This is a genomic window from Streptomyces sp. CB02009 (genome assembly GCF_001905825.1).
GTDB lineage: Bacteria > Actinomycetota > Actinomycetes > Streptomycetales > Streptomycetaceae > Streptomyces.
This window is the reverse complement of sequence record NZ_LIVV01000009.1, coordinates 321,603-347,772: the sequence shown is the minus strand read 5'-3', so window position 1 is coordinate 347,772 and position 26,170 is coordinate 321,603. Positions and strand designations below refer to the sequence as shown.

The 26,170-nt window shown below is 70.3% G+C and carries 20 protein-coding genes, 1 tRNA gene and 2 pseudogenes; 9 read left to right on the top strand and 14 right to left on the bottom strand.

Going from position 1 to position 26,170, the window contains the following annotated elements; all coding sequences use genetic code 11:
- The first annotated feature begins 95 nt into the window (after positions 1-95).
- On the top strand, positions 96-2,681 hold the full coding sequence (locus AMK27_RS32240; RefSeq protein WP_073916258.1) for a bifunctional FO biosynthesis protein CofGH: 2,586 nt from the start codon (positions 96-98) through the stop codon (positions 2,679-2,681).
- A gap of 15 nt (positions 2,682-2,696) precedes the next feature.
- On the opposite strand, the gene AMK27_RS32235 is transcribed toward AMK27_RS32240, so the two are convergent.
- The gene (locus AMK27_RS32235) at positions 2,697-3,776 is read right to left on the bottom strand and encodes a tyrosine-protein phosphatase (RefSeq protein ID WP_073916255.1); all 1,080 of its coding nucleotides are present in this window, start codon (positions 3,774-3,776) and stop codon (positions 2,697-2,699) included.
- A 154-nt stretch (positions 3,777-3,930) separates the two neighbouring features.
- Here AMK27_RS32235 and AMK27_RS32230 point away from each other — a divergent pair, with 154 nt between their 5' ends.
- Positions 3,931-5,049 (top strand): ADP-ribosylglycohydrolase family protein, encoded by a 1,119-nt coding sequence (locus AMK27_RS32230; protein ID WP_073916254.1) that lies wholly within the window; start codon positions 3,931-3,933, stop codon positions 5,047-5,049.
- Positions 5,050-5,168: 119 nt separating this feature from the next.
- On the opposite strand, the gene AMK27_RS32225 is transcribed toward AMK27_RS32230, so the two are convergent.
- Positions 5,169-6,719, bottom strand: a complete 1,551-nt coding sequence (locus AMK27_RS32225) for a sodium:solute symporter family protein (protein WP_073916251.1) — start codon at positions 6,717-6,719, stop codon at positions 5,169-5,171.
- A 185-nt stretch (positions 6,720-6,904) separates the two neighbouring features.
- Positions 6,905-7,687, bottom strand: coding sequence for an SDR family oxidoreductase (locus AMK27_RS32220; RefSeq protein WP_073916250.1), 783 nt, complete (start codon positions 7,685-7,687; stop codon positions 6,905-6,907).
- Between the two features lie 82 nt (positions 7,688-7,769).
- On the opposite strand from AMK27_RS32220, the gene AMK27_RS32215 reads away from it, so the two are divergent.
- Positions 7,770-8,603, top strand: a complete 834-nt coding sequence (locus tag AMK27_RS32215; protein WP_073916247.1) for a hypothetical protein — start codon at positions 7,770-7,772, stop codon at positions 8,601-8,603.
- Positions 8,604-8,695: 92 nt separating this feature from the next.
- Here AMK27_RS32215 and AMK27_RS32210 read toward each other — a convergent pair whose 3' ends face one another.
- The 3 genes from AMK27_RS32210 to AMK27_RS32200 all read right to left on the bottom strand — a co-directional run bounded on the left by AMK27_RS32210 (position 8,696) and on the right by AMK27_RS32200 (position 10,967).
- Positions 8,696-8,896 (bottom strand): DUF397 domain-containing protein, encoded by a 201-nt coding sequence (locus AMK27_RS32210; RefSeq protein WP_073916245.1) that lies wholly within the window; start codon positions 8,894-8,896, stop codon positions 8,696-8,698.
- A 298-nt stretch (positions 8,897-9,194) separates the two neighbouring features.
- Complete coding sequence (locus AMK27_RS32205; protein ID WP_073916242.1) at positions 9,195-10,055, bottom strand: helix-turn-helix domain-containing protein; 861 nt, start codon at positions 10,053-10,055, stop codon at positions 9,195-9,197.
- A 213-nt stretch (positions 10,056-10,268) separates the two neighbouring features.
- Entirely contained in the window at positions 10,269-10,967 is a 699-nt protein-coding gene (locus tag AMK27_RS32200; protein WP_030315572.1) for a GOLPH3/VPS74 family protein, read from the bottom strand.
- 195 nt (positions 10,968-11,162) lie between these two features.
- On the opposite strand from AMK27_RS32200, the gene AMK27_RS32195 reads away from it, so the two are divergent.
- Entirely contained in the window at positions 11,163-13,679 is a 2,517-nt protein-coding gene (locus tag AMK27_RS32195; protein ID WP_079188657.1) for a D-alanyl-D-alanine carboxypeptidase family protein, read from the top strand.
- Between the two features lie 346 nt (positions 13,680-14,025).
- A complete protein-coding gene (locus AMK27_RS32190) occupies positions 14,026-15,960 on the top strand; it encodes a hypothetical protein (protein ID WP_073916239.1) in 1,935 nt (644 codons plus the stop codon).
- A 51-nt stretch (positions 15,961-16,011) separates the two neighbouring features.
- On the opposite strand, the gene AMK27_RS32185 is transcribed toward AMK27_RS32190, so the two are convergent.
- Entirely contained in the window at positions 16,012-16,452 is a 441-nt protein-coding gene (locus AMK27_RS32185; protein WP_073916237.1) for a hypothetical protein, read from the bottom strand.
- Positions 16,449-16,748: a hypothetical protein gene (locus AMK27_RS32180; RefSeq protein ID WP_073916234.1), complete on the bottom strand. Its 300-nt coding sequence runs from the start codon at positions 16,746-16,748 to the stop codon at positions 16,449-16,451. Before AMK27_RS32180 ends, AMK27_RS32185 begins: the two co-directional genes overlap by 4 nt.
- A gap of 164 nt (positions 16,749-16,912) precedes the next feature.
- Between AMK27_RS32180 and AMK27_RS32175 the strand changes: the two genes are divergently transcribed.
- Positions 16,913-17,389, top strand: a complete 477-nt coding sequence (locus AMK27_RS32175; RefSeq protein ID WP_073916232.1) for a DUF4240 domain-containing protein — start codon at positions 16,913-16,915, stop codon at positions 17,387-17,389.
- On the opposite strand, the pseudogene AMK27_RS32170 reads toward AMK27_RS32175, so the two are convergent.
- A pseudogene (locus AMK27_RS32170) lies at positions 17,386-18,139 on the bottom strand (GntR family transcriptional regulator). The gene AMK27_RS32175 and the pseudogene AMK27_RS32170 sit on opposite strands and share 4 nt — an antisense overlap.
- 409 nt (positions 18,140-18,548) lie before the next feature.
- Here AMK27_RS32170 and AMK27_RS32165 point away from each other — a divergent pair.
- Together AMK27_RS32165 and AMK27_RS32160 are read left to right on the top strand one after the other, a co-directional pair.
- Positions 18,549-18,815: a hypothetical protein gene (locus AMK27_RS32165; protein WP_073916226.1), complete on the top strand. Its 267-nt coding sequence runs from the start codon at positions 18,549-18,551 to the stop codon at positions 18,813-18,815.
- An 85-nt stretch (positions 18,816-18,900) separates the two neighbouring features.
- Entirely contained in the window at positions 18,901-20,274 is a 1,374-nt protein-coding gene (locus tag AMK27_RS32160; protein WP_073916224.1) for a VanZ family protein, read from the top strand.
- On the opposite strand, the gene AMK27_RS42070 is transcribed toward AMK27_RS32160, so the two are convergent.
- The gene (locus tag AMK27_RS42070) at positions 20,249-20,818 is read right to left on the bottom strand and encodes a hypothetical protein (protein ID WP_073916222.1); all 570 of its coding nucleotides are present in this window, start codon (positions 20,816-20,818) and stop codon (positions 20,249-20,251) included. The genes AMK27_RS32160 and AMK27_RS42070 overlap by 26 nt on opposite strands.
- Before the next feature lie 140 nt (positions 20,819-20,958).
- Between AMK27_RS42070 and AMK27_RS32150 the strand changes: the two are divergent.
- Positions 20,959-21,256: pseudogene (locus tag AMK27_RS32150) on the top strand (tyrosine-type recombinase/integrase); the annotation flags it as partial.
- 71 nt (positions 21,257-21,327) lie between these two features.
- On the opposite strand, the gene AMK27_RS32145 reads toward AMK27_RS32150, so the two are convergent.
- The 4 genes from AMK27_RS32145 to AMK27_RS32130 form a co-directional block, all read right to left on the bottom strand.
- A tRNA-Arg gene (locus AMK27_RS32145) sits at positions 21,328-21,400 on the bottom strand.
- Positions 21,401-21,519: 119 nt separating this feature from the next.
- Positions 21,520-22,344 carry an ABC transporter permease gene (locus AMK27_RS32140; RefSeq protein WP_073916220.1) on the bottom strand — a complete coding sequence of 275 codons (825 nt, stop codon included), beginning with the start codon at positions 22,342-22,344 and terminating at the stop codon, positions 21,520-21,522.
- Positions 22,341-23,396, bottom strand: coding sequence for an ATP-binding cassette domain-containing protein (locus AMK27_RS32135; RefSeq protein WP_079188656.1), 1,056 nt, complete (start codon positions 23,394-23,396; stop codon positions 22,341-22,343). The genes AMK27_RS32140 and AMK27_RS32135 overlap by 4 nt, the downstream gene beginning before the upstream one ends.
- 319 nt (positions 23,397-23,715) lie before the next feature.
- Entirely contained in the window at positions 23,716-26,040 is a 2,325-nt protein-coding gene (locus AMK27_RS32130; protein ID WP_073916217.1) for an MMPL family transporter, read from the bottom strand.
- Positions 26,041-26,170: the final 130 nt, after the last annotated feature.

The following is a 26,170-nucleotide window of genomic DNA, read 5'->3' as shown; positions in this document are numbered from 1 at the left end:
CCGCCCCGAGGACACCGACTGACCGCGTGGCCGGATTCGCCGCTTCCTGCGGGGACCCGAAGCCTGGTCGTGGTGCCCGCTCGTATGCTCGGTTCATGACGGATGACCAGGAAGCTCGCCCCACCGCGAATGCCATGCGCCGTGCGTTGAAGCGGGCGCGGGACGGGGTTGCGCTTGATGTCGGTGAGGCGGCCGTGTTGTTGCGGGCGCGGGGGGATGATCTGGCGGATCTGGTGGCGTCGGCGGGGCGGGTGCGGGATGCCGGGCTTGTGGCGGCGGGGCGGCCGGGGGTCATCACGTACTCGAAGAGTGTGTTCATACCGTTGACGCGGTTGTGCCGGGACAAGTGTCATTACTGCACGTTCGTGACGGTGCCGGGCAAGCTGCGGCGGGACGGGCACGGGATGTTCATGTCGCCGGACGAGGTCCTCGACATCGCCCGTCGGGGTGCGGAGCTGGGCTGCAAGGAGGCCCTGATCACGCTCGGGGACAAGCCCGAGGACCGGTGGCCCGAGGCCCGTGAGTGGCTCGACGCGCACGGCTATGACGACACCATCGCCTACGTCCGCGCCATGGCCATCCGCATCCTGGAGGAGACCGGACTCCTGCCGCACCTGAACCCGGGGGTGTTGTCGTGGACGGACTTCCAGCGCCTCAAGCCGGTGGCCCCGTCGATGGGGATGATGCTGGAGACGACCGCGACCCGGCTGTGGTCGGAGCCCGGCGGCCCGCACTACGGCTCCCCCGACAAGGAACCCGCCGTCCGCCTGCGTGTCCTTGAGGACGCGGGGCGGTCGTCGGTTCCGTTCACGTCGGGGCTGCTGCTGGGGATCGGGGAGACGCTTCAGGAGCGGGCGGAGTCGCTGTTCGCGCTGCGGCGGGTGGCGCGGGCGTATCACTCCGTGCAGGAGCTGATCATCCAGAACTTCCGTGCCAAGCCGGACACCGCGATGCGCGGGATGCCGGACGCGGAACTCGACGACCTGGTCGCCACCGTCGCGGTCGCCCGGCACATCATGGGCCCGTCCGCGTGCCTGCAGGCCCCGCCCAACCTCGTCGACTCCGAGTACGAGCGGCTGATCGCCGCCGGCATCGACGACTGGGGCGGCGTCTCCCCCCTCACCATCGACCATGTGAATCCGGAGCGCCCCTGGCCGCGGATCGAAGAACTGGCGGAGAAATCACGGGCCGCCGGGTTCGAGCTGCGCGAGCGGCTGTGTGTGTATCCGGAGTTCGTGGCGCGGGGGGAGCCGTGGCTCGATCCGCGTCTGCTGCCGCACGTTCGCGCGCTCGCCGACCCGGCCACCGGGTTGGCGAACCCGGACGCGCCGGTGCGGGGTCTGCCGTGGCAGGAGCCGGACGCGGCGTTCACGGCGTCGGGGCGGACCGATCTGCACGCCACCATCGACACCACCGGCCGCACCCACGACCGCCGCGCCGACTTCGACCACGTCTACGGCGACTGGGACGCCCTGCGCGAGGCCGCCGCCCCCGGCATGATCCCCGAACGCGTCGACTCCGACATCCGCCAGGCCCTCGCCGTCGCTGCCGACGACCCCACCCGGCTCACCGACGCCCAGGCCCTCGCCCTCCTCCACGCCGACGGGCCGGCGCTGGACGCCCTGACCCGTATCGCCGACGACGTCCGCAAAACGGTCTCGGGTGAGGAGGTGACGTATGTCGTCACCCGGAACATCAACTTCACCAACGTCTGCTACACCGGCTGCCGTTTCTGCGCCTTCGCCCAGCGCCGCACCGACGCCGACGCCTACACCCTCTCCCTGGACCAGGTCGCCGACCGTGCCGAACAGGCCTGGAACGTCGGTGCCGTCGAGGTCTGCATGCAGGGCGGCATCCACCCCGACCTGCCCGGCACCGCCTACTTCGACATCGCCCGCGCCGTGAAGAACCGTGTCCCCGGCATCCACGTCCACGCCTTCTCACCCATGGAAGTCGTCAACGGCGCCACCCGCACCGGCCTGTCCATCCGCGAATGGCTCACCGCCGCCAAGGAAGCCGGACTCGACTCCATCCCCGGCACCGCCGCCGAGATCCTCGACGACGACGTCCGCTGGATCCTCACCAAGGGCAAACTCCCCACCGCCACCTGGATCGAGGTCATCACCACCGCCCACCGACTCGGCATCCGCTCCTCCTCGACGATGATGTACGGGCACGTCGACCAGCCCCGCCACTGGCTCGGCCACTTCCGCACCCTGGCCCGCATCCAGCAGGAGACCGGCGGATTCACCGAGTTCGTCACCCTCCCCTTCATCCACACCAACGCACCCGTCTACCTCGCCGGCATCGCCCGCCCCGGCCCCACCCCACGCGACAACCGCGCCGTCATCGCCATGGCACGCCTCCTCCTCCACCCCCACATCCCCAACATCCAGACCAGCTGGGTCAAACTCGGCACCGAAGGCGCCGCCGAAATGCTCCGCTCCGGCGCCAACGACCTCGGCGGAACCCTCATGGAGGAGACCATCTCCCGCATGGCCGGATCGAGTTACGGCTCCTACCGGTCCATCCACGACCTCGAAGCCATCGCCGAAGCGGCAGGCCGCCCGGCGAAGCCCCGGACGACCCTCTACGGCGACGTACCGGAAGAACGACAGCGCACGGCGAGGGGGTCGGACGGACACCTGCCTGACCTGCTGCCGGTCCTTCCTCAGGAGTAGCCGGGAGCGGCGGGCTCAGCCGACCAGCAGGTCCTTCTTCAGCTCCTTGAGCTCCCGGTCGTCGATGCCGAGGCCCTTCCGCAGGTAGCCGCGGAAGGAGCCGTACGCGTCCTCGACCTCGTCGAAGCTCGCGTTGAGGTACGCGGGGCGGACGTCGAGGAGCGGCTTGTAGACGGCGGCCTGCGGGGCGGGGAGGTGGGAGAGGATCGCCTCGTTGGCGGCGGCCCGGTAGGTGTTGCTGGCCAGGTAGTCGGCCATGACCGTCTCCTGGGGGACCCCGAGGGCGGTGAGCAGGGCGGCGTTCGACCAGCCGGTGCGGTCCTTGCCGGCGGTGCAGTGGAAGAGGACGCCGCGCCCGCGGTCGGTGCCGATGCCGTCGAAGACGGTGGTGTAGGCGGTGCGGGCGGTGTCGCCGCTCACCATGAAGCGGTTGCCCTCGACCATCATGGCCTCGGCCTCGGCGGGGCTCTTCGGCATCGAGGTGAAGGTGCCGGTGCCGGCGAGGACGTCGGCGACGACGTGCGTGGCGCCGGCGGGGACGCGGTCGGGCGCGGTGGTCCGCTCGGACTCCATGCGCAGGTCGAAGACCGTCCGGACACCGAGGCGCCGCAGCTTGGCGAGGTCGGCGTCGGTGAGCTTCTCCAGGGAGTCGGACCGGTAGACCTCGCCCATCTTCACCCAGTGGCCGTCGGTGGTGCGGTAGCCGCCCGCGTCCCGGAAGTTGACGGTGCCCTGGAGGCGGATCAGCCGGTCGGCGAGGTGCAGCGGGGTGCCCCGGTCGGGGACCAGGTCGAACCAGCGGCGGTCGGTGGCGGCGAGGCCGGAGACGGTGACCGAGCCGGTGGCGCCGCCGCGGGCGACGGTACGGCCGCCGGTGCGGATGGTGACCCCGTGGGTGCCGGGGGCGTTCCAGGCGACGGTGTAGGTGCCACCGGTGTTCTCGGTGACGGTCGCGGCGGTGAAGGGGACGCGCCGCTCGTCCTGGTGCCGGTGTCCGTGGGAGTGCGCGGAGGCGGGCGGGGCGACGAGGCCGGTGAGCAGGGCGGCCGCGAGGGCCGCGGTGGAGAGGGACGTGACTCGTGTCAGGACGTTCATGACGCGGATCGTTCAAGTCATGCCCAAACCTCAGATGAACTACGGTCAAAAGTGGACTGAAGGGCTTCGGATCACATAACGTTCCGGCCCCCGAACGGACGTACCCGGTCCATTACAGTGCTGCGCAGACCGGTCTACGGGGGGAGGGCACGTCGTGGCCACGACAGCCGCGGCCGTGTGGGGCCGCGCCGAACAGCAGGACTTCCGCGCCCGCGTACGGGGCTGTCTGCTCGGCGGAGCCGTCGGCGACGCCCTGGGCGCCGGCGTCGAGGGGCTGACCCTCGACGAGATCAGGGACGCCCACGGACCTGACGGACTCGGTGAGCCCGCGCCCGCGTTCGGCCGCCGCGGCGCCGTCACCGCCGCGACCCAGATGGGGCTCTTCACCGTCGACGGTCTGATCCGCGCCCAGGTGCGCCGCGACACCGGCGCCTGGCACCCGCCCACCGACGTCCACCGGGCGCATCTGCGGTGGGCCGCCACCCAGCGCGACTGGGGCCCCGACGAGCGCCGCAAGGACAACGGCTGGCTCGCCCGCGAGGAATGGCTCTACGCCCGCCGCAACCCGCCCCGCGCCTGCCTCACCGGCCTCGGCGACGAGATCCTCGGCACCCTCGACAGGCCCAAGAACCCGGAGGCCGCCGACTCCGGCGCCCTCGTCCGCTCCGCCCCCTTCGGGCTGCTCGTCGGCTGGGAGCCGCAGCTCGTCTGCCAGCTCGCCGTGGAGTGCGCCGCCCAGACCCACGGCGCCCCGGCCGCCGGCCTCGCCGCCGGCGCGTTCGCGGTCGTCGTCCACGGCCTCGCGCGCGGTGGCTCCGTGGAGACGGCCGTCGACCGGGCGCTCGGGCAGCTGGCGGCGCGCCCCGGCCACGAGCCGGTCACCGAGGCACTCGGCCGCGCCCTCGGAGCCGTACGGGAAGGGGTTCCGGATCCCGAGCGGGTGGCCGCCCTCGGGGCGACCGAGGACCGGGCGGAGGGGCAGCTGGCGGCGGCCGTGTACTGCGCCCTGGTCGGCGAGGACGTACGGCACGGGCTGCGGCTCGCGGTGAACCACGACGGGCCGTCGGCGGTGACCGGGGCGCTCACCGGCGCGCTGCTCGGCGCCCTGCACGGCGAGACGGCCCTCCCGCCGGCCTGGCTGGCCGAACTGGAGGGCCGTGCGACGGTCCTGGAGCTCGCGGACGACTTCTCGATGGAGATGACGCAGGGGGCGGCCCTGCACGGCCCGACGGACTCGTCCCCCGGCTGGCTGGCGCGCTACCCGAGGGCCTGACCGGCGCTGCGGGTCACCCGGGGGCTTGTCCGGGCGGGTCACCCGAGGGCCTGACGCGCGCCGCCGGTCACCCGAGGGCCCGGCCCTGGCCGGTCACCCGAGGGCCCGGCCCTGGCCGGTCACCCGAGGCGCTGGTCCGCGGCGCGCTCGCCGCCCTGTGCGGGGATCGTGGCGCCGTCCTCGCCGTCGTCCGGGTCCGTGCCGATCCGGGCGAGCAGCGCGTCCCGCTCCGGGGTGTCCTCGGGCCGGACGAAGCCGATGAGCACGTACAGGACGAGGGACGTGGCGAGCGGCGAGACGATCTGGATCTGCAGCTCGATGCCGTCGAGGCCGTAGTTGGTGAGCCAGAAGACGAAGAGTCCGGCGGCCCAGGAGACCAGGGCCGCGGTCGGGCCGGACTTCCGGAAGGTGCGGAGCAGGCCGAGCATGAAGGGGATCGCGATCGGCCCCATGAGTCCGGCGACCCACTTGATGACGACGGTGATGATGTCCTTGAACGTGGGGGAGTTGACCTGCGTGGCGACGGCCATCGACAGCGCGAGGAAGGCGATCGTCGACCACCGCGCGGCGAGCAGCCCGGCCTTCTGGCTCCAGCCGCGGGCGGCCCTGCTGACGGCCGGCGCGATGTCGCGGGTGAAGACGGCGGCGATGGCGTTGGCGTCGGAGGAGCACATGGCCATGGTGTGCGAGAAGAAGCCGACGACGACGAGCCCGAGGAGGCCGTGCGGCAGCAGCTGCTCGGTCATCAGGGCGTACGAGTCGGAGGCGTCGGGCTTCTTCGGGTCGACGAGCAGCGGCGCGACCCACATGGGGAAGAAGAGGACCAGCGGCCAGACGAACCAGAGCAGCGCGGAGAGCCGGCCGGAGCGGGTGGCCTCGCGGGCGCTGGGGGTGGCCATGTAGCGCTGGGCCTGGTTCCACATGCCGCCGCTGTACTCGAAGGTCTTGATGAAGAGGTACGCGAGGAGGAAGGTCAGCGTGTACGGGCCGGCCGTCGGCGCGGTGTGGCCCTGGAGCTCGGGCCGGTCCCACACGGTCCACAGCGCGCTGAAGCCGCCGAGCTTGCCGAGGACGGCGACGAGCATGGCGACGCCGGCGAGGAGCTGGATGACGAACTGGCCGAGTTCGGTGAGGGCGTCGGCCCAGAGTCCGCCGACGGTGCAGTAGACGCCGGTGACCACGCCGGTGATGAGGATGCCCTGGTTGAGGGAGATGCCGGTGAAGACGGAGAGGAGGGTGGCGATGGCGGCCCACTTCGCGCCGACGTCGACGATCTTCAGAAGGACGCCGGACCAGGCGAGGGCCTGCTGGGTGGGGAGGTTGTAGCGGTCCTTGAGGTATTCGAGCGGGGAGGCCACCTTGAGGCGGGAGCGCAGCCGGTTGAGCCGGGGCGCGAAGAGGCTGGCGCCGATGGCGATGCCGATCGCGATGGGGAAGGACCAGGTGACGTAGGACGTGACGCCGTAGGTGAAGGCGATGCCCGCGTACCCGGTGAACATCACCGCGCTGTAGCCCGACATGTGGTGGGAGATGCCGGAGAGCCACCAGGGCATCCGGCCGCCGGCCGTGAAGAAGTCGGAGACGGTGTCCACCCGCTTGTGGGACCAGACGCCGATCGCGACCATCACGCCGAAATAGCCGATGAGCACGGCCCAGTCGAGACTGTTCATGGAGCCCCCTCCAGGGGTTCTGGTCCGCCTTGTGAACGCCGTTCATGGTGTGGCGAGTTGCAAGGCAGGGACAATGCAATGGAGGGTCAAGGGACAGTAAAATCGTTCTGTTTACTGACCCTTGTTCATGTCCATGAACTCTTCCCGCGTGGAGTCGGCGCGGAATCAGAAGGTTCCTGCGGGTATCAGCGCATCAGCTCCCCGGCGTTGACCAGGAGGGACTGACCCGTGATCGCCCGCGCCCGGTCCGAGGCAAGGAAGGCCGCGGCCTCCGCCACGTCCCCGTCCGTCGCGAGCTCCGGCAGCGCCATCCGCTCGGTGAGCCGGGCGAGCACCTCCGCCTCCGGGACCTTCTCGGTGTGCGCGGTGAACTGGACGAAGGCCTGCACCGGCGGCCCCCACATCCAGCCCGGGAGCACGGTGTTGACCCGGATGCGGTGCGGCCCGAGCTCGTGCGCGAGCGAGTACATCGCCGAGGTCAGCGCCCCCTTCGAGGCCGCGTACGCCGCCTGCCGCACCTGGGTGGGCGCGGCCACCGCCGACTGCGTGCCGATCAGGACCACCGAACCGCCGCGCGCCTTGAGCGCCGGCAGGCAGGCGCGGGTCATCCGCAGGGTCCCGAGCAGGTTGACGTCCAGGACGCCCTGCCAGGTCGCGAAGTCGGCGTCCTCCAGCCCGCCGAAGTAGGAGTCCCAGGCGGCGACGTGGACCACCGCGTCGATCCCGCCGAAACGCTCGGCCGCGAGAGCGGCGAGGGCCTCGCACTGGGCCTCGTCGGTGATGTCGGTGGCCCGGTGGGCGGTCCGGCGGCCCTCCGGGTCGATCTCGGCGGCGGACTTGGCGAGGTTGGCCTCGGTGCGGGCGCCGAGGACCGCGTTGCCCCCGTCCCGTACGACCGTCTCGGCGATGCGATGGCCGAGTCCCGCGCCGACACCCGACACGACGACCGTCTTCCCCTGGAGCAGCATCCGGGTCCTCCCTGGGCCTGTTCATCGATCTGACGGTCCGTCAGAGTAGGGCCGTGTCGCCGACAAGGGAAGGGGAACGAGGATGAGCGAGGAGACCCGCAGCGAGACGTACGCGGAGCTGGCGTCCGTCGGCCCGTACGGGGTGCGGCCCGGCCACGCGCTGATCACCATGGTCGAGCCGCATCCCGGCCACGAGTACGCGTACAACCGCTGGTACGAGGACGACCATTACTACGCCGGCGCCATGGCCATGCCCTGGATGTACGCGGGCCGCCGCTGGGTCGCCACCCGCGAACTCCAGGAACTGCGCGCCCCGGAGAAGTCCGCCGTCGCCCGGCCCGTCACCGCGGGCTGCTACCTCTCCACCTACTGGATCACCGAGGGTCGCTACGACGACCACATGAAGTGGACCGTCGGCATCAACAAGAGGCTCAACCGCGACGCCCGCGTCCACCAGGAACGGACCCATGTCTTCACCGCGTTCCAGGACCACGAGGCGACCGTCTACCGCGACGGGGCGGCCGGCCCGCGCGACTTCCACGCCCTCGACCACCCCTACGCCGGGCTGATCCTCCAGGTCGTCGACACGGAGGGCCCGGAGGAGCGCGCCGCCCTCCTCGAACGCCTGCGGACCAGGGAACTGCCCCGCCGGCTCGCCGGCTCACCGGCCGCGATGGTCACGCTCTTCCGCCCGACCCCGCTGCCCGGCGACCGCATGACGTACGTGAAACAGGTCGAGGGCGTCGACACCCGCCTGACCCTGCTGTGGTTCCTGGAACGGGACCCGAGGGAGTGCTGGACGGAGCACTTCGCGGACCTGGAGTCACTGGGGGCGGACACGGGCCGCGTGGAACTGGTGGCGCCCTTCATCCCGACGGTGCCGGGGACGGACCGGTACGTGGACGAGCTGCGGTGACCGGTCCGGGGGCAAGGCCGAGCCCCCTCGGCCAGGACGGCGGACCGGTCGAGAGGGCTCTTTCGTACTGCTGACGGCTCGAGCGACGGGGCTCAGAGGGCCCCGTTGCTCACCTCGCCGACGAAGGCGTTCCACGATCCCGGTCCGAAAGAGAGGGCGGGACCCTCGGGGGCCTTGGAGTCGCGCACCGCGATCGCGGTCACGAGGGGGGACTTCACTTCGACGCAGGCCCCGTTCCCTCCGGAGTACGAGGACTTGGTCCAGGTGTCGGTGCCACCCTGAATAATCGCCATGCTGCTCAGCTCCGGTTCTGCCAGTGGATGTGTCGCGCCAACGTTCTTGCCGGCGTGATCGACGCTACTCGCCGGTCCCTTCCGGTGGGACCGGCGTTCACACGTCCGAGTGGCATATTCCAACTGGGCTTCCGTGGGAGCGAGTACGCCGTGTATTGTACCCGCCCCGCTGTTTTTCGGATGTCTTTCGGACCGTGAGGCGGCGCTTTTCGGCTCGGCCCCCGGGCATGTCGGCTCGGCCGCCGGGCATGTCGGCTCGGCCCCCGGGCACGTCGGCTCGGCCGCCGGGCGTCTCGGCTCAGCCCCTGGCGTGCTTCTTCACCATCTCCGAGATGAAGTCACGGGTCTGCTCGACGTTCAGCGCCTGCGCCCTGAGGTGCTCGTACATGACGCTGTACTTGCCGACGTCCTGCGCCTTCTCCAGGTACAGGTCGCTCGTCACGCCCTCGATGTAGACGACGCTGGAGTCGGACGTGTCCGGGAACTCCAGGATCGAGTACTGCCCGCTGATCCCGGGATGCGCGCCCATCTCGAACGGGATCACCTGCACGGTGACATGCGGCAGGTGCGACTGCTCGATGAGGTGCTCCAACTGCTCCACCATCAGCTGCCTGCTGCCGACGATCCGGTGCAGCGCACCCTCGTCGATGACCGCCCACAGGCGCAGCGGACGCTCCTCGTCCCGGATGCGCTCCTGGCGGCGGGTACGGACCGTGACCCGCTTCTCGATGTCCGCGGGCGTCGACTCCGGCAGCGCGCCGGTGATGACCGCCTCCGCGTAGGCGTGCGTCTGCAGCAGCCCCGGAATGATCTGCGGCTCGTACATCCGCAGGCTCTCCGCGTCGGTCTCCAGGCCGATGTAGACGCTGTACGGGATGTCGCCGAAGGCGTGCCACCAGCCCTGCTGGCGCGAGTCCTTGGCCATCTGCATGAGCGAGTCGACCATGCGCTCGTCCTCGACCTCGTACACGCCGCACAGGTCGCGCACATCGCGCTGACTGATGGAGCGGCGGCCGTTCTCCAGCCGGCTGATCTTGGACTGGGAGACGAGAAGACGCTCGGCGACCTGCTCGGCCGTCATGTTCTTCGCTTCCCGGAGCTTGCGCAGCTCCTGGCCCAATCGGCGTCGCCTGACGGTGGGGTTGACGTTGGACGCCACGGAAACTGCACCTCCGGCTGTCTGCTGCGTAGCTGTGAGTGTCTACCGCTTGGCAGACTGCCACCAATAGCCAGGTGTGCGCTGGAAAATGACCACAACGTATGCCCGGCTGACCACCGGAGACGTCCGGGGACGCACGTGTGCGGGGCGGCCGTCCAGACCGCCCCGCACACTTGTGCGGCTCCCGGGTTGGTTCTGTGCCGTGCGTGGTGCCTAGTGCGCCGCCGCGCGGGCCATGCTGCCGCGAGGCTGCGCCGGGACGCCCGCGGCGCTCCGACGCGGCTGTGCCGCCGCGCCGTTCTGGACGTCCATCACGGCGTGCGCCACGAGTCCGCCCATCGGGTCGTGCCGGATCAGATCGCGCAGCCGGGACCGCGACGACCGTCCTTCGTTGCCGGGGTAGAGGTGCTTCCCGAGACCGACCGCGTGGGCCAGCGCGGCAAGCGCCGCGGTCCGCGGGTCCGGCGGTACGCCGGTGCGGATCGCACTGTCCAGCCGGGAACGGATCTCCCGACTGATCGCCGTGTCCGTCGCCTGGTAGCGAGTCGTCGGCAACACCCCGCACATCTGGCCCTCCACGGCATGCACCATGCCGCATCGCTCCAGATGCGAGAGATACGTCTGGCGGAGCCCCAGTCGGGGTCCGCCGATCCAGTGGACGGCCCGAACCGGACTGCCACGCCTTCGCAGCAGCTCCAGTGCGGAGTCCAAGGTCGGATCTCCGGTCGGCCGTGGCATCACCACGGCGATACGATCCCCGTCAGGGGCTATCCGGCCTGCCAATGCCAGCTCCACTAGCTGTGCACCGGCCAGGCCGAGGTCGAGCGACTGCGGCTGCGCTGTGGTACCCGTGGTCGGGTCCAGAGCGAGCAGCAGAAGCTCCTCCGGAATGGTTCTGCGGCTCCTGCCCATCCATGCCTCCCCGCGTGGATGAATGACAGGGTGACCCCTCTCACATTCATCTGTCGAGAGTGCCTGGGTGGTTCATCCGGGAACCAGTAGGTATGTCGTTCTCGTCTAGCACGGGGGCCAAGGGGTTCACACAGGACACTGGTACACGGACCGGTACACGGTCCGTACGTACGCACGACTCATGGAGGAGGCACGGTGGCGGGCGAGTCCCCCGACAAGGCGGAGCAGCAGGGGTCGTCTCAGGAGACGAAGGCCTCGGGCGGCGGCGGCAGGGATCCTCGGCTTTCCGTTCTCCATGACTCGGACGCCTCGTCGGCGGCTGCGGTTGCGTCGTCCTCGGGATCGGGGTCGGGGTCGTCCTCGGGGTCAGGTTCGGGATCGGGATCGGGTTCGGCGACGGGGGCTGGGGCGGGTTCCGGGTCGGCGGTTCAGGTGGACCAGCCGACGGCCGTCTTCAAGACGCTGGCGCCGCGGACCCCGGAGGACGACGCACCGGCGGCCGCGCCGGAGCGGACGGGGTCGACGGGGTCGACCGAGCGGACCGAGGAGACGGGCCCGTCCGCGGCCTCCGGGACGTCGGAGCCGGAGAAGGCTCCGGAGCCCGAGAGCGACCGCCTGAAGGCCGCGGTAGCGGCGTGGGTGGCGACGGCGGAGGAGCCGGAGGCGGAGTCGGGGGCGAAGTCGGAGGACGCGCCCCAGGAGCCCGAGGACTCCGACGAGGACGAGTCGGAGTCGGAGTCCGGTGCGGACGAGGCCGACACCGACACCGAGCCGGCGGACGACGACCCCGAGGGCGAGGACGAGGCCGAGTCGGACGACGAGACGGAAGACGATTCCGAGGACTCCGCCGACTCTGACGACGACTCCGATGACGACTCCGACGAGGAGCCCGTCGAGGCGAAGGCGGCCACGGAGGCCTCCGCGGAATCCTGGTTCTCGGCGCGGAAGCCGGCGGCGGACGCGAAGCCCGCGGCCGAGAATCCCGCTGACGCTCCCTCCGACGCAGCCGACCCCGGCGACGGCTCCGAGGACTCCGACGACCCCGCCGGCTCCGACGTCGACGACGAGCCGGTCGACCAGCCGACGACCATGTTCAAGGCCGTCCGGCTGCCCGTGGACCAGCCCACGACCGCGCTGAAGCTCCCGTCCTCCCTGACCGGCACCGGCAGCAGCACCGGGGACGCCGACAGCGAGCGCACCAGCACCTTCCTGCCGCTGCGGGCGGACATCCCGGCCGAGCAGAAGGCCCAGGCCGCCGCGGCGGCTCCCAAGGCACCCAAGGCGCCCGAGGCGCCCGAGGCTCCGCAGCCCGCCGCCTCCGCCCCCGTACAGCCCAAGGCGCCGTCCGCGTCGGCACCCGCGGCCTCGCCCGCGCCCGCGCCCGCGTTCGCCGAGGCGGAGCGGACGCGGCAGCAGCCGCTGCCGCCGCTGCCCCCGCTCGACCTGCTCGCCGAGCTGACGAACACGCCGCCCCCGCCGCCGACCCCGCTGCGGACGACCGTGCGCCGGGTGCGGATCTGGACCCCGCTGGTCCTTCTGGTCCTGATCGTGTTTGCGATCGTGCAGATGGTCCGCCCGCTGCCCGCGCCCCAGCTGACCCTCTCGGCCGCCCCGACCTTCACCTTCCAGGGCGGTGACCTGAAGCTGCCGTTCCCCGCCGAGGGACAGGGCGCCGTCGAGGTCGAGGGTGTCGGTTCCATGGGCACGTACGGCGCCCAGAAGCCCGCCCCGATCGCCAGCGTCACGAAGACGATGACGGCGTACGTGATCCTCCGCGACCACCCGCTGAAGGGGAGCCAGAAGGGCCCCGAGATCGAGATCGACCAGAAGGCGGCCGATCAGGGCAAGGCGGAGCACGAGTCGACGGCGCGGGTCCAGACGGGCCAGACGTACTCGGAGAAGGAGCTCCTTGAGCTCCTGATGATCCCCTCCGCGAACAACGTCGCCCGGCTGCTCGCGCGCTGGGACGCCGGTTCGGAGGCCGCGTTCGTCAAGAAGATGAACGCCGCCGCGAAGGACCTGGGCATGACCCAGTCCACGTACACGGACCCGTCCGGTCTGCTCGACAGCACGGTGTCGACCCCGCAGGACCAGCTGAAGCTGGCCAAGGCGGTCATGCAGTACGACGTGTTCCGCGAGATCGTGAACATGCCGAACGTGACGGTGGACGGCATCCCCGGCCGGATCGAGAACAACAACAACATCCTGCTCCAGCCGGGTGTGAGCGGCATCAAGACCGGCTCGTCGACCCCGGCGGGCGGCAACCTCCTCTGGTCCGCGAACACGATCGTCGACGGCCAGAACCGGCGCATCCTCGGCATCGTGATGGGTGCGAAGGACGCGGAACAGCTCGGCGAGAAGCTCCAGCTCGCCATCGACAACAGCCTCAAGATCATTCAGCAGGCCCAGAAGGACGTCACCTCCGCGGCCGTCATCCGCAAGGGGCAGGTCCTCGGCTACGTCGACGACGGCCTCGGCGGCCGGACGCCGGTCGTGGCGACGAAGGAGGTCAAGGCGATCGGCTGGCCGGGTCTCCAGGTGAAGCTGGCGCTGACGGACGGCGGCAAGGCCGTCCCGCACACCGGCAAGGCGGGCGACGTCGTCGGTCAGGTGTCGATCGGCACGGGCGCCGGCAAGGTCAGCTCCCCGGTCGCGCTGCAGCAGGACCTGGTGGAGCCGGGCGTCGACAAGAAGCTGACGCGCGTGGGCTGACGAGCCTGTGGCGCCGGGCCAGGCCGGGTGACCGGTCGGCCCGGCACCTGGTCAGTCGGCCCGGCGCAGGGCCACCCGGCCCGGCGCCCGGTCACCGCTCCAGGCGGCCACCCGCTGGCTCGCAGCCCGGTCACCGCTCCAGGGCGGCAACCCGCTCCGCCGACTAAACGCTCGCCCGGCCACCACCCGCTCGCCCGGCCGGGCTCTCCGGTGGCCACCACCCGCTCGCCCGGCCGGGCTCTCCCGGTTCTCGGGGGAGCCCAGCTGTTAGCGTCTTCCCGGGGACGAGTACGACGCGTGACACACGCGAGCGAAGTGAAGACGGGCAGCACGGGAAAGGGCCGCAGTGACCACCGCCGAGCCGACACGCGCCGACCGCGCGGACTCAGCCCCTGAGGCCGACCATGCCGACGGCCCCGCCGACGGCCGTACCGAGGCCCGTGCCGAAGGCCGCTCCGGCGCCGGGGCCCCCGCGGAATCCGAATCCGACGCGTCTCGTGATTCGCTCCCGCGAATAGTGCTTCCGGCGCAGCGGCCGGCCCCGGCGTCCACCGCCCCGGCCCCGGCCCCGCGGCGGAAGCGCCGCTATACGGTCCTGGCGGCCACCGGCCTCGCGGCCGTCACCCACATCCTGTGGTTCTTCTTCTTCGCGAACAGCGGCGGCGACCTGGCGGCGCAGGACGCGTGGGCCGAGTTCGTCGGCCGGCACCCCGACTCGGCGTACAACCTGGCCTGGTACGGCGGGATGCACCCGGTCTCGTACAGCGTCGTGTCGCCGTACCTGATGTCGATGCTCGGCGTGCGCAGCACGATGATGGTCGCGGGGACGCTGTCGGCGGGGCTGACCGCGCTGATCCTGGTGCGGGTGCGGGCGGTCCGCAATCCGCTCGCGTGCTCGGTCGCGGGCGTGTTCGCGTTCCTCTGCAACGCCCTGTCGGGGCGGGTGACCTTCGGCCTCGGCATGATGTTCGCGGTCGGCGCGGTCGCGGCGGTGTTCTGCTGGCCGCACCGCTGGCGCCGCAAGCGCTGGGCGAAGGCAGCCGTGGCGGCGCCGCTCGCCGGTCTGGCGACGGCGTGCAGCCCGGTCGCGGGGCTCTTCCTCGGGGTCGCGGCGGCGGCGCTGTTCCTGAACCGCCGACGGCCGGGGGCGTACGCGCTGGGTCTGGCCCCGGTGGTGGTCGTCGCCCTGTCCTCCTGGCTCTTCCCCTTCTCGGGCACGCAGCCGATGGCATTCGGCTCGACGGCGCTGCCGCTGCTGTTCGGCGTGCTGACCTTCCTCCTCGTCCCGAAGGACTGGCGGACGGTCCGCACCGCCGCGGCGGTGTACACGATCGGCACGCTGCTCACCTGGCTGATCGACTCGCAGATCGGCTCGAACATCTCGCGGCTCCCGATGCTCTTCGCGGGCGTCGTGCTGCTGACGGCCCTGCCGTACACGGCGCCGCGCTCACGCCGCTGGTACGCGCTGGTGCTGGCGTTCGCCGGTCTGAACTTCTGGATCGGCTTCAAGGGCGTCGACGACGTGATCCGCACGGCCCCGGACGCCTCCTGGGCGCGTGAGCTCGCGCCGCTGGTCAACCAGCTCCAGGTGCGGGACGCGCGCAAGGCGCGGGTGGAGGTCGTACCGGCGTCGAGCCACCGCGAGTCCTCCGCGCTGAGCCCGTACATCAACCTGGCGCGGGGCTGGAACCGGCAGGCGGACATGGAGCGCAACCCGCTCTTCTACGACGACACGCTGAACGCCGTGAACTACGAGGAGTGGCTGCACCGCTGGGCCGTCCACTACGTGGTGCTGCCGACGGGCGCGCCCGACTCGGGCGCGGAGCAGGAGGCGGAGCTGGTCGGCGACGGCCTGCCGTACCTGAAGCAGGTGTGGTCGGACGAGAACTGGCGCCTGTACGAGGTCGCGGCCCCGACGCCCCTCGCGGACCCGCCGGCGGTGGTGCAGAGCGCGGAGGAGAACGAGGTCGTCATCCGCGTCGAGACCCCGGGCCAGGTCCTCATCCGGGTCCCGTACTCGCCGTGGCTGGCCCTGGTGGACGAGGACGGCGGCAAGATCGAACCCCCGCAGGAGACGGAGGCGTCGAAGCTGGCCCGCGAGGAGTCGGACACCGAGATCCCGAAGGTCTTCGCCAACGAGGAGGGCTGCCTCTTCAAGACGGAGGCGGACGCGGAGGGCGACGAATGGACACAACTGGTCGCCCCGAAGGCGGGCGTCTACCGCCTGGCGGCCCCGTACAAGCTCTCCCGGGGCACACCGTGCCCGGAGGAACTCCGCTGAGCCGGGACGACGCCGGGTCACGGCGAACTCGCTGAGCCGGACGACGCCGGGTCACGGCTTCCGGTAACCGGCCAGCAGCCGCCGCATGGCGAAGGCGTGCCCGCCGCTGCCGATGACGAGCGCCCGGTAGACCCGACCCGCGACCCCGGGAAACACGGCCCGGGTCTCGGCGCGCAGCCGACAGCGCCCGCCGCCCAGCTCCTCGACGCGGAAGACCAGGCTGTACGTGGAGAACCGGTGCCGCCCTTCGAGCGCGAGCTCCCGCCCCGGCACGACCCGGGCGACCCGGAACCCCGGAAACTCCGACCCCGCACCCAGCGGCCGCACCCCGCCGCTCTCCCGGGGAACAGCCCCCACGAGCCGCGCGTACCGCGCCCCACCGGCGGCGGTGGACAGCGACCGCCCGACCTTCACGAGCAACCGCGCCCACAACTCCTCGACACCGGCGTCCACGACGACGACATGCTCGTCGACGAACGGCAACACCCTCACGACGCCCCCTCCGGTGCGGGGCCGTGCGGGGCCGCGGGGGACTGCTGCGATCCGCCGTCGCTGATGTCAGTCGTGGATGTCGGCTGCCGCCGGTCGGCGAACGGCCGCCGATAGTCCGAGGCATCCCCGACCGGGGGATAGTCCCTGCCGAACATCACGTAGACGGGATTGTCGGCGTCTCCGGCCTCCAGCGCGACACAGATGTCCACGTCGTGGTTGGCGAACCGGTGCAGGTACTGGACGAACAGCTCCAGCTCCTCACCGGACAGCCGCTCGTCGTGCCGCTCGTTGTACAAGCCGCCCCCTACTGACTGATGGACCGGTCCGGACGATACCTGGGCCGAAACCGGAGGGCGGCTCCCAGGGCGGCCATCGCTACCGGGCGGGCCGACTCCACGACGCCCTTGGTGAGCCGACGGCCGTGGATGTCAGACCGCTCTGACATCCTGCGCCCGTGAGAATGACATGGGCCGACTTCTGGGCACTGATAGCCACGCTGGACGGCGAGGCGACCGAAGAGAGCTGTCGGCGCCTTGCGGAGGAGCTGAGCACTCGCTCCGTCCCCGAGATCATCGGCTTCGCAGAACGGCACGCCGAGGCTCTCCACCGCCTGGACCAGGAGAAGTTCGGCACCCTCCCTGTGGCTGACCTGACGGCCCGGTACGGCAGTCCTTTCCCGCAGTCGGCCGACGTCTTCCTGTACACCCGCTGCGCAGTGGTCGCCGCCGGCCAAGCAGTCTGGGAGAGCGTGTTCTTCGACGTCGAGAAGTTCGCCCCGTACACCTCCACCGCGTACGACGGCGAATGGCTGCTGTACGTGCCGGACAAGGCGTACGAGCTGGCCACGGGCGAGGAGTGGCACCGCCGGACTCGGTACTGCTCGGAGAGCTACTCCAACCGCGACGGCTGGCCCCACCTGCGGACTGAGAGGAACTAGCGCTGGCTGGGGATCTCGTAGACGATCTTGCAAAGTGCGGCGGGTGCGACGATGTCAGCCGTCTCCACTGGCCTGCCCTGGTCGCTGTAGTAGGTCCGTCGGATGTGCGTGACGAGCGCGGCCTTCTGAATCCCGAGGAGTGAGGCTTCCCCGGCGGTCGCCTGCCGCGGCTCCGGCTGCTCCACGGCATGGCTGACCGTGACCCCGATCTCGGCCAGCCGATTCACGACGCCGGCCCCGGCATGCGGCCCGCCCTCGGGAAGGACGACGAGGGGCCCGCCTGTGAGGTCGTACGGCTCCCAGCTCGTGGACAGCTGCACGGGCCGTCCGTCGGCGAGAAACTCGTACACCGTCCGGACGCACAGCTCACCCTCACCGATCCCGAGGCGCGTAGCGATCTCCGTCGGCGCGGCCACCTTCGCATCGGTCCGGCTCTCCCAGCCGCCGTTCCGCCCCACGGCCGTCATGTCCGCCCGAAACGGCGACCCATCAGGCTGCTCGCGCGCTGCGGACCGAACCATCCGCACCCGTGCTCGGGGCTCGGCCACATAGGCCCTGGACCCGGCACGCCCTCCAGCACACCCTGGGAGATCAACAACTCCTGGGCCCGGCGAACGACGTTCTCGCCCACCCCGCACTCCTGGCCGATCTGGCCCGAGAGGGCAGCCGGTCTCCAGGAGTCCACTCGTGCTCCGCGATCCGCCGCCGCCGTTCATCGGCGATGCGGAGATAAGGCGGCTGCTCAGGCATATGGAGCACCCCGCTGACGGAGTTCCTCTACCTCACCCACCAGGGAGAGTCCCCACACAGCCTGGCCCGCATCTACGTTCCTCGCGAGCTGGCGGCGGCTGGGCCCCCTTGGCCCCGATCCGGCGTGGAGGAATCCCGAGACAACGCAGCTCCGCCTGCCGATCGCCAGCAGATTCGTTCCAACCTGACGAACTGTCGCAAATCATCCTTAAGCCGTGAGTGACTACAGCTACGATCCACGCTTACTTGTTGATCAACGATGGGGAGATTCGTGAGATCTGGCATACGCACGGCCGTGGTTGGTGTGGCCATAGCTGCGATGGCCGGTTTCAGTGCACCGGCGTACGCAGCCGGAGCGAGTTCATGCCCAAGGGACGGTCACCTCTCGGGGAGCTCACGTTGCACCTCGATGTCTAATGGTGTCCTGTCCACCTACGCCGCAACCGGCAGCTACGTCATGGTCAATTACTACCGCGCGTCCGGCGGCAGCTTGACTGCGAGGCTCGGTCATGAGCGCAACGGCACCAACAGCTGGTGGGCCTACGAGAACATGTCCACGGTGCCTCGCCACTACAGCCAGCAGAGGAGCCTCACGGCCAGCTGCAGCGTGATCATCGGCAAGCTCTACACCAGTAGCGGCGCCACCTACGCTACGCCGCCCGTAGACCCCTGCTAATCCGTAACGGCACGCTGTCAGGGCCCGCATCACTCCTAGCCCAGCGGGAGGAGGTGCGGGCCCTTCCCTACGAACAGGCTCCTCCATGATTGAAGCTGTCTTTCAGCACCACCTGGTTTTCCTCACGATCGCCATCGCTGTGACTCTCGCCGCAGGCGCCGTTTCATATGCCGTGGCTGCCCGTCGCATCGACCGGCTACGCGCTGTGTTCTACGGGCTGTGGGCTTCCTCGACCGTGGGGCCCATAATGCTGACCACGTGGGGTGGCAGCGGGATACTTACGCAACGGTGCACGATCAATCCCGCCGTCATCGAGGCGTTCACCACGACGCAGGGCCAACTCAACGTCGCCCTCTTCGCTCCATTCGGTCTGCTCGCTGTCCTGGCCACAAGGCGACCACTTTTCAGCGCTGCGCTGGGAGTCTTGTTCACGGCGACCGTGGAGACCGCTCAGGCCACCATCCCGTTCATCTCTCGCCTTTGCGACACTGACGATCTCGTCACGAACACGGTCGGCGTTCTCGCAGGTGCCGGCATCGGAACCATTGTCTGCCGCAGAGTCAACTACGGCGTACCGCTGCCACAGCCAGTCGTCAGGCGCGCCACTATCGCCGGTACCGCGACTTCGCTGCTCATCGCCGCAACATGGGTCGTATCCATCGAGCCTGTACGTGCCGTTCTGCCCACGGCAAGTCCTTCCGCGAGTCCCGAGCAGGTCCAGGCGCTCAAAGCCGAGCTCAGGAAGGCTTTCGGTGATACCTACGCCATCGACACGGCGGACTTCCTGAACAACATAGAGGGCCCCAGCACTGTCAGCGCGCCGCTGCCCGGCGGCTTCGCAGAGATGACGTGGCCGGACCGTGAGAAGCTCACGGTCCACTTCACCCCTACCAGCCAAGGCGAGGGAACCTACGCCTACAAGATCCCAGGAGCCGGCCAGCACGTGGGGACGGCGGAGCAGGCACAGCAGGTGGCAACTCATTTCGCCCAGCGCTACGCGCCCTGGGCACTACGTGATTCCAAGGTCAGGGTGTGGTCGGCGGATACCAGTGTCCAGAGTTCCGGCTGGGTAGTCGAATGGCGCCGGTGGCAGGGCAAGATTCTCATGCCCATGCGGTTGGACATCCTGATCGAACCCTCCGGCCGTATGACGGACCTCATCGCCCGGAAGGTGAATGACCCCAAGCTGCCACCCATCGCCGTAAATGAGGCCACTGCGTGGAAGCGATTCAATTACCAGCACAAGCTCAAGCCCGGTCAGGGCAAGCGTGAAGAGCCCGTGCTTCTGGCAGAGCGACGGGGAGACGAGTGGCAAGTCCACTGGCGCCTGGGTGCCAACTATGCCGACACCCTGTTCTCGGCCACAGTGAACGCCACCACCGGCGACGTGACAAATCCGTCAGCCATCCCTGCGTCAGAGGGCTCCCCTCCCGCTACGGAGGAAGTCCAGGGGCCCTGAACGCACGAGAGCTCAGCAGGACGTGGACACACCATGGCGTGGCCCGGCTGCATTCCCTTGCTTGGTTCTGAAGAACTCGCGGGGACGCTGTCAGTGAGCGAGAGCCCACATCGGCATCGGGTCTGAGCGGTGCGACCGCTGGCACCGGACCCGGGCTGGTCTCGCCGGCTGCTCCGGACCTTCTAAATCGGGCTGCCAGCTTGGTGGGGCGGGTGCTGAACCGATCCATCACCCTGATCGCCATGTCGCGGCGGAGCTCGCGGGCCCAGTCGTAGGCAGCCTCGCCGTTGACCGCGAGATGTGGATCAGCACCGCACGCCAGGAGGACCGCGGTCAGTGCGCTGTCGATCGGCTCCCCCGACTGATTCGTGGCATCGACTTCTGTGTCGATGGCGTGCCTCAGCAGAGTCAACTGGCAGCAGACCTCGTCAGCGTCGGCTCCCTCGTCGAGGATGCGCGTGAGCGTGACGTGGTCGCTCAGCTCCACCGCTTGGTGAGCGAGCGTCCAGGGGTTCTCAATCTTCAGAGCATCCTGCATCTTCATGGCGTCCTCCGAGGGCACTCTGCCCAATGGACGCGACCTTGATCGGCCGGACAGGTCCTAGCTAGGCCCACCACTGACCCCGACTCCCATCCCGTCTGCCGTTGAGCACACCGTGGAGCGCGCACCAGCCTGCCGTCGGGAGTGACTACGTCTTCACGACGCGTACGGGCAGCCCTGTCGAGCCGCGGAACGTGTACCGCTCCTTTTTGCGTCGCCGCCTCCGCCGGGCTCCGCGTGATCCGGCTGCATGACGCCCGGCACGGGTGCGCGACCCTGCTCACCGCTGCCGACGTGGCGCCACGCGTCGAGGTGGAGATCCTCGGGCACAGCCAGATCAGCATCACCATGGACGTGTACACGCACGTCGTCCAGGACACGCAGCGTGAGGCCATCAGTCACATGGACCGGCTGCTCAAGAGGCGGTCCGGTCGTCCCTGATCGCTGTCGTTGATGTTAGGCGTAGATGTCAAAGGGCACCTAGCAACGTTGCTAGGTGCCCTTTTCCCTTGTGCCCCCGGCAGGATTCGAACCTGCGACACCCGCTTTAGGAGAGCGGTGCTCTATCCCCTGAGCTACGAAGGCGGACGGAGACAGCGTAGCGGACGGGTGTGGGGGTGTGCTGCGGTGATGGGGTGTTGTGGAGGGCGGCCCCGGGATCTGTCCCGGGGCCGCCCTCCGTCGGTGCGGGGTCGTTCGGTGGGTCAGCGGGTCACCTCGCGGTTGAAGACCGCGCGGGACCAGAAGTAGCCGAGGGCCGACAGGGCCGTGCACCAGGCCAGGGCGATCCAGCCGGCGTTGCCGATGTCCGTGCCGAGCAGGAGGCCGCGGAGGGTCTCGTTGATCGGGGTGAAGGGCTGGTACTCGGCGAACCAGCGCAGCGCCGTCGGCATGGACTCCGGGGGGACGACCGCGCTGCCGAGGAAGGGCAGGAAGGTCAGCGGCAGCGGGGCGTTGCTCGCGGACTCGACGGTCTTCGCGCCCATGCCCATCGCGGCGGACAACCAGGCCATGCCGAAGGCGAGGAAGAGGAGCAGGCCCGCGGCGGCCGCCCACTCGACGACCGAGGCGTTCGGCCGGAAGCCGATCGCGAGGGAGACGCCGGTGACCAGGACCAGGACCGCCGCGACCTGGAGGACGCTGCCCATGACGTGGCCCGTCAGGATGGAGCCGCGGGAGATCGACATCGTACGGAAGCGGTTGACGATGCCCTCCGTCATGTCGGTGCAGACCGACACGGCCGTCGCGACGGCCCCCGAGGTCGCGGCCATCAGGATGATGCCGGGCACCAGGTAGTTGATGTAGTCGCCGCGGTCGCCGCCCGCCCCGATGCCGGCGCCGAGCGCGCCGCCGAAGACGTACACGAAGAGCAGCAGCATCAGGAGCGGCATGACGAGGATCGAGATCGTCATCGACGGGTAGCGCTGCATGTGCTTGATGTTGCGGCGCAGCATCGTCAGGGAGTCGCGCAGGGCGTACGAGCGGGTGGGCGTGGACTGCGGGGCCGGGGCGAGGGTCGCGGTGCTCATCGGGTCGACTCCTTCTGAGTGGTGGTGGCGGCGGACGGGGCGGGGACGGTGGGGGCGTTCTGCTTGCCCGTGAGGGTGAGGAAGACGTCGTCGAGGTCGGGGGTGTGCACGGTGAGCGACACCGCCGGGGCCCCGGTGCCGTCCAGGGCGTCGAGGATGGCGCGGAGGTTGGTGACCGAGCCGTCGCTGGGGATCTGCAGGGCGAGTGCCTCGTCGTCCCGGGTCGCGATGCCGAAGACCGCGGCCGCCGCGGCGAGGTGGGTCTCGTCGGCGAACCGGACGCGTACGTGGCCGCCGGGGATCAGTCGCTTCAGCTCCTCCGCCGTGCCCTCGGCGACGAGCTTGCCGTGGTCGAGGACCGCGATGCGGTCGGCGAGGTGGTCGGCCTCCTCCAGGTACTGCGTGGTGAGGAAGATCGTCACGCCCTGCTCGGTGACCAGGTCCCTGATCAGCTCCCACATGTCGCGGCGGCTGCGGGGGTCGAGGCCGGTGGTCGGCTCGTCGAGGAAGATGATCCGCGGCCGGCCGACCAGCGTCATCGCCAGGTCCAGCTTGCGGCGCATGCCGCCGGAGAAGGTGGCGACGTTCTTGCGGGCCGCCTCGGTCAGGTCGAACCGGTCCAGGAGCTCGGCGGTGCGACGCCGGCCCTCGCTGCGGCCGAGGTGGTAGAGGTCGGCCATGAGGAGCAGGTTCTCCTCGGCGGTCAGCAGCCCGTCGACGGCGGCGAACTGGCCGGTGACGCCGATCAGGCTGCGTACCGAGTCGGCGTCGGCCCGCACGTCGTGGCCGGCGATCAGGGCCTCGCCCCCGTCGGCGGTGATCAGGGTGGAGAGGATCTCGACCGTCGTCGTCTTGCCCGCGCCGTTGGGGCCGAGCAGGGCGAAGATCGTGCCCTCGGGGATCCGCAGGTCGATGCCGTCGAGCACCACCTTGTCGCCGTACGACTTGCGCAGGCCGGTCGCGGAGATCGCCGTGGATCGCGTGCCGGGGGCCGCGGTGGCGGCTGCGGCCGCTGCGGTGGCCGTGTGCGTGGGGCGGTTCGTGGCGCTCATGGTCTGCGGGCCTTTCTCCGAAGTCAGCGGTGGGGCTGGTGAGGTGTTGGGCTGGTTGCGCTGGGGTGGTTCTCGGTGGTGCTCGCGGTGGAGTGGCGTTTGTTTGGCGCCACTCCGTGCCGTGCTTGCGCCATCATCGTGGCACATGGGTGGCGCCATGTCGAGTCATTGTGGCGCCATGCGTGCATCTTTGTGTCGCCACGTGGTGTCGAGCTCTTCTGACCTGCGGTTTTGACGGTGCTCTTTCCATGGGGAAAGAAAGGCGCCCCATGGCGCCGCCCTGGACAAGGGTGGCGCCATGGGGCGCTGTAACCGGTACTCAGCCGACCAGAGTGCTCTCCCGCGGGGAGCGTGCCGCCGACTGCGTCCCGGCGAGCCTCTCGCCCTCCACGTCCACCCGCGGCAGGATCCGGTCCAGCCACTTCGGCAGCCACCAGGCAGACCTGCCGAGCAGCGCGAAGAGCGCCGGCACGATCGCCATCCGGACCACGAAGGCGTCGAAGAGGACCGCGATCGCGAGGGCGAAGCCGATCATCTTCACGAAGTCGTTGTCCTCCACGATGAAGCCGGAGAAGACGCTCATCATGATCACCGCGGCCGCGCCGACCACCCGGCCGCCGTAGCGGAAGCCGTCGACGACCGCCTCGCCCGGGCGGGCACCGTGGGCGTACGACTCGCGCATCCGGCTGACCAGGAAGACCTCGTAGTCCATCGCGAGGCCGAAGACCACACCGATCATGAAGATCGGCATCGTGCTCATGATCGGGCCCGGTGCGTCGATGCCGAAGACGTCCGCCAGCCAGCCCCACTGGAACACCGCCACGACCGCGCCGAGCGCCGCGGCCACCGAGAGCAGGAAGCCGAGGGCCGCCTTCAGCGGGACCAGGACGGAGCGGAAGACCACCATCAGGAGGAGGAACGCGAGACCCACGACCAGGGCCAGATAGGGCAGGAGCGCGTCGTCGAGGGTCTGCGAGAAGTCGATGAACATGGCCGTCTGGCCGGTGACGAGGATCCGCGACGCGGTGCTCCGCTCCAGGTCGTCGGCGGTGTCGCGGAGTGCGTGGACCAGTTCTTCGGTCCTCTTCTCGGTCGGACCTGTGGTGGGGACGACGGTGAGGATGGCGGTGTCGCCCGCCTTGTTGGCGGTGGCGGGGGAGACCGAGGCCACGCCGGGCGTCCTCGCGAGGGCCTTGCCGATCTCGTCGCCCGTCCTCCTGGCGTCCGCCGGGGTTCCGGCGGACGCGGTCCCGGTGCTGCCGGCCGCGCCGGTACCGTCCGCGGTCCCAGTCGCGGACACGGTCTGCACCGTGATCGTCAGCGGGCCGTTGAAGCCGGGCCCGAAGGACTCAGAGAGCAGGTCGTACGCCTTGCGCTGGGTCGTCTGCGTCGACATCTGGCCCTCGCCCGGCAGGCCGAGCTCCAGGCTCGCGGCCGGTACGGCGACGGTGCCGAGGCCGATCACGCCGACCAGGAGGACGACCACGGGATGCCGCAGGACGTAACGCGCCCAGCGGGTGCCCAGGTTGGGCCGCGTCCTCCGAGCGAGTTTCGCCTCGTGCCGGGCGGCCCTGCGCCGCTGACGGTCCGACAGCGGCTTCACGGCGTACCGCAGGCGTCCCCTGCGCGCCATCACCTTCACCGGCGCGAGGCCGAGGAGGGCGGGGACCAGCGTGATCGCGACGAGGACGGCGACGGCGACGGTGCCGGCTGCGGCGAGGCCCATCTTGGTGAGCATCGGGATGTTCGCGACCGCGAGCCCGGCCAGGGCGACGATGACCGTGAGACCGGCGAAGACGACGGCCGAGCCGGCGGTGCCGACGGCCCGCCCCGCGGCCTCCTCGGGGGTACGTCCCTCCGCCCGCTCCGCGCGGAACCGGGACACGATGAACAGCGCGTAGTCGATGCCGACCGCGAGACCGATCATCATCGCGAGGGTCGACGTCGTGCCGGAGAGGCCGAACGTGGAGCCGAGCGCCGTGATGCCCGAGATGCCGATGCCGACCCCGATCAGCGCGGTGATCAGCGGCATTCCGGCCGCGATCATCGAGCCGAAGGTCAGGACCAGGACGAACGCGGAGACCAGGATGCCGATCTGCTCGCCCGTGCCGCCCATGGCCTGCTCGATCTTCACGGCGTCACCGCCGGCCTCGACGGTGAGCCCCGCCTCGCGGGCCTGCTCGGTGGCGGCGTCGAGGGCGTCGTGCGCCTCGTCGTCGACCTCCGCCGCGGGGACCTTGTACGTCACCACCGTGTAGGCGGTCGTCCCGTCCTCGCTGATGCTGACGGCGGGGGACTCGTACGGGTCGGCGACGCCCGCCACCTGCGGCGACGAGACTCCCAGCTCGGTGACGAGGCGCTCGACCTCGGTACGCGTCGAGGGCGTCGTGATCTTCGTGCCCGCAGGGGCGCGGACGACGACCCGGGCGGTGGCGCCGTCGACGCTCGCGTCGGGGAACTTCTCGGTCAGCAGGTCGAAGGCCTCCTGCGACTCGGTGCCCGGCATCGAGAACGTGTCGGCGGGCGGCGCCGGCGCGGACGAGGCGGCGACGCCCATGCCGACGAAGACCAGTAGCCAGAGCAGCAGCGTCACCCCCTTGCGGCGGAAGGCGAGGCGGCCCAGTTTGGAGAGGAACGTAGCCACGGTGGGGCTCCCGTTGGGTGGTTGAGGGTCGGGCGGGATGACGTGTGCGCGGTGCGCGGCGCTCGGTGGGTGGTGCGTGGTGCGTGGTGCGCGGGGGTGGGGGCGGTAGGCGGCACGGCTCGACGGCTCG